3 protein-coding genes are annotated in these 3694 nt (G+C 72.9%); 2 read left to right on the top strand and 1 reads right to left on the bottom strand.

Features of this window, described 5'->3' with window-relative positions:
- Positions 1-199: 199 nt before the first annotated feature.
- The gene (locus tag BFF77_RS24230; protein WP_066953383.1) at positions 200-1645 is read right to left on the bottom strand and encodes an HtaA domain-containing protein; all 1446 of its coding nucleotides are present in this window, start codon (positions 1643-1645) and stop codon (positions 200-202) included.
- Between the two features lie 195 nt (positions 1646-1840).
- On the opposite strand from BFF77_RS24230, the gene BFF77_RS24225 reads away from it, so the two are divergent.
- Both BFF77_RS24225 and BFF77_RS24220 read left to right on the top strand, forming a co-directional pair.
- A complete protein-coding gene (locus tag BFF77_RS24225) occupies positions 1841-2860 on the top strand; it encodes a heme/hemin ABC transporter substrate-binding protein (protein WP_245703681.1) in 1020 nt (339 codons plus the stop codon).
- 1 nt (position 2861) lies between these two features.
- Positions 2862-3694, top strand: an 833-nt coding sequence (locus BFF77_RS24220) for a FecCD family ABC transporter permease (RefSeq protein WP_245703680.1), incomplete at its 3' end; no start/stop codon positions are given.

Here is a 3694-nt window from a genome sequence, read left to right as displayed (position 1 = left end):
CGGCGGCGAGTGTGCTGGGTCGGCGTATGGCTGCCATGGTCGGTGGTCTCCTCGATGGTGTGGTGCGGTGAAGTGGTGTGTGGGGTACGAATGCCCGGACTCCGCGCGTTGTGGGGTGCGTTGGGCGATGCGTGATGTGTGACGTGTGACGCGTTGTGTGACGTGAGGTGCGTGGTGCGTGCGTCGCGTGTGGGGGAGGTCAGCTCTCGTCCGACGCGGCGGAGCCTCCGCGCCTGCGGACCGCGAGGACGGCGAGTACCGCGAGGCCCGCGGCGAGGAGCGCGCCCGCGCCGATCGCCGTGTACGTCCCGGCCCCGGCGGATGACGAGGACGCGGCCTGGGCGGCGGGCCCGGTGGGGCTCGGGGCCGTGGTGGCGGACGCCGTCGGCTCCGCGGCGGCCGAGGCCCCGCTGCCCAGATCCGGCAGGGCGGGCAACCGCGCCTTCTCGTCCACGGCGACGGCGAGCGAGACCGGGTCCATCGCCGTGCCCGCCCGGTAGAGGGAGCCGAAGGTCTCGGCGCCCGGTGCCGTCAGCGTGGCGGGCACCTCGGTGAGCGAGGCGAGGCCGTTCCTCGGAGTGAGGTCCTCGGCCGGGAAGGTGATCAGAGGCACGGCCTTCCGGGGCGGGCTGCCCTCGGCCGCGTCGGTGACATCGGCCAGGAGCGTGCCCCTGCCGTCCTTCACCCGGACGGCGACCCCCGTCAGGGTCAGGTCGAGTCCGGTGCCGGTGAAGCGGACGGTGCCCGCGAAGTCCGCGACGAGGATGCCCTTCCCGGCGTCGTACGAGCCCGTACCGCGCGGGAAGCGGAAGAGCGCGCCGCCGTCCTGGGCACCGTCGCTCAGGGTCCAATTCCCCCTGGCGACAGGGCCGGTGACGTACTCGCGGTAGGTACGGCGTACGCCCCAGTCGACGGCCGCGGTCCTGAACCCTCCCGTCGCCCGCCCCTTCCCGGGCTCCTCCCGCCCTTTCCGCGTCGGCTCGCCCGCGGGCCCGCTCGTGGACGGGCTCACGGGCTTCTTCGCCGCCGCGACGTCCACGGAGAGGCTGACCGGATCGAGAGGCGTTCCCGCCGTGTAGTAGCCCGCGAAGGCGGTGGCGCCCTGTGGGGTGAGCGTCGCCGGGACGTTGTGGAGGGCGACCGGGCCGCCGCCGCCCGCCATGGTGATCCCGGAGAGATCGAGCGAGGCGAGCGGGACCCGCGCGGCCGTGGTGAGCTTGCCGGAGCCCCTCGCCCTGCTCGTCACATCGGCGTAGAGCGTGCCGGCGCCACCGGAGATCCGTACGGTGGGCCGGCCGACCGTGAGATCGAGTTCATACGTGCCGTCGGCCTTCTGATGGCCGGTGAACCGGACCCCGCCGGAGAAGCCCGCCCGGAACGCCCCGGTGTCCGGGTCGTACGAGCCGGTGGCCGAGTGGAAGCGGAACCCGCTGCCCACCGTCGCCGCGCCGCCGGTGAGTGCCCAACCGCCCTGTGCGATCGGCCCGGTGATGTAGCTGAGGAACGAGGACTTGATCCCCCAGTCGAGCCTGCCGCCCCGCACCGTACGGTCCGCCGCCTGGGCGCCGGCGGCGGGCAGCAGGGCCACCGGCAGCGCCAGCAGCAGCGCGGCGGCGAACGCGCGCACCGGTCTGAAGGACAGCATCGGGTGACTCCCCCTGGTGAAAGGACCGGGATACAGATGTCCCGGGATCTGGCAAGCGAGGTAAGGCTAACCTAAGCTACATCCAGCTCGGACCGGAACCCTTCGACCGGCGGAAACCACGGCAAAACATCGCAGAACCACAGCCGTGGCACGACAAAAAGAACGAACAGGACAACGAACAGGACGGTGCACTCCGTGCGCAGATCACGCCTGACGAGTGCGCTCCTCTCCGCGCTCGCCCTCGCCCTGGCCGCGAGTGCCACCGACTGCGGTGGCGGCGAGGACGGTGCCGCCGCCCGTGGTGACGGCGACGGCGGTACCAGGACGGCCGACCGGGTCCAGCCCCTGGCGGGCATACCGGCGCCACGACTGCCCGTCACGGTGGACTCGGCGGACGGCCGCGAGGTGACGGTCGCCTCGGCGGACCGGATCGTGCCGCTGACCGGTTCGCTGAGCGAGATCGTCTTCACCCTCGGCCTCGGGAGACGCGTGGTGGCACGCGACATCACCGCCACCTTCGAACAGGCGGCGAAACTGCCGGTGGTGACGCGTGCACACGATGTCTCGGCCGAGGGCGTGCTGTCGCTCAAGCCGACCGTCGTCATCGCCGACACCACCACCGGCCCGGCCGAGGCCATCGGCCAGATACGGGACGCGGGCATTCCGCTCGTGGTCGTCGCGCCGGCCAAGAGCCTCGCCGATGTCGGCGCCCGGATCGACGCGGTGGCCGGCGCGCTGGGCGTCGGGTCGGCGGGCGCGGAGCTGAGGAAGCGTACGGACGCGCGGATCGCGGCCGTGCGGAAGGACATTCCTGCGCGCGAGGGCGGACGGAAGCCGCGCGTCGCGTTCCTCTATCTGCGCGGCTCGGCCTCCGTCCATCTGCTCGGCGGCGCCGACTCCGGAGCGAGTTCGCTGCTGGAGGCGGCCGGCGCGGTCGACGCGGGCAAGGAGTCGGGACTGCGGAAGGACTTCACCGCGATCACGGGCGAGGCACTGGCGAAGGCGGCGCCCGACGCGATCCTGGTGATGACCAAGGGCCTGGAATCCGTGGGCGGACCGGACGGTCTGGTGAGGATCCCAGGGGTCGCGCAGACACCCGCCGGGATGGACCGCAGGATCGTCTCGATCGAGGACGGAGTGCTGCTGAACTACGGTCCGCGCACGGACGAGGTGCTGAAGTCGATCGTCGAACAGCTCTACGCGAACGGGAGTTGAGATGGCGACGACACCGGTCGCGCGGAGGCCGCCGCCGGAGGGTTCCGACGCCCCGCGCGCCCCGCATGTGCCGGGAGCCCCGGTCCCGGTCCCGGCCGGCGCCGGCGGCGGCACCGCGGGCGGCGGCCGGAGGCGACGGCCCGGGAGCACCACCCTGCTGACCGCCGGGCTGCTCGCCGCGCTGGTCCTGTTCTGTCTGCTCTCCGCCGGGATCGGCGCGTACGACATCCCTCTCGGCGATGTCCTCTCCTCCGTCCTCCACCGCACCGGGCTCGGCGGCGCCGCCCTCGACCGGGTGGGCGAGAGCGTGCTGTGGAACGTCCGGCTGCCCCGGGTCGCCCTCGCGCTGCTCGTCGGCTCCTCGCTCGGCTGCGCGGGCGCGCTGGCGCAGGGCGTGTTCGGCAATCCGCTCGCCGAACCGGGAGTCATCGGGATCTCGTCGGGCGCGGCGGTCGGCGCGGTGGCGTCGATCGCCCTGGGACTGAGCTTCCTCGGCAACTGGACGGTGACGGTCTGCGCGTTCGCCGCCGGACTGGCGACGGTCCTGCTGGTGTACGCGCTGTCCCGCTCGGGCGGCCGTACGGAGGTGGTCACGCTGATCCTCACCGGCATCGCGGTCAACGCGTTCGCCGGGGCGCTGATCGGGCTCTTCGTCTTCTTCGCGGACAGCGCGCAGATCACGCAGATCACCTTCTGGCAGCTCGGTTCGCTGGCGCAGGCGACCTGGCCGAAGGTGCTCGCCGTACTGCCGTGCGCGCTCGCCGAGCGCGAGAAGGTCCAGCTTCCGCGCGTGGACGGGCGCCACGGCGAGCCCGGCGAGCGCGCACGGCAGTA

The sequence above is a fragment of the Streptomyces lushanensis genome (assembly GCF_001700515.1).
GTDB classification, from domain to species: Bacteria; Actinomycetota; Actinomycetes; order Streptomycetales; family Streptomycetaceae; genus Streptomyces; species Streptomyces lushanensis.
This window is presented reverse-complemented; position numbering and strand designations above follow the sequence as displayed.

Bases quoted from the DNA above. Each gene is read 5' to 3' on its own strand.
- BFF77_RS24230 (WP_066953383.1), bottom strand. From the start codon at position 1,645: ATGCTGTCCTTCAGACCGGTGCGCGCGTTCGCCGCCGCGCTGCTGCTG.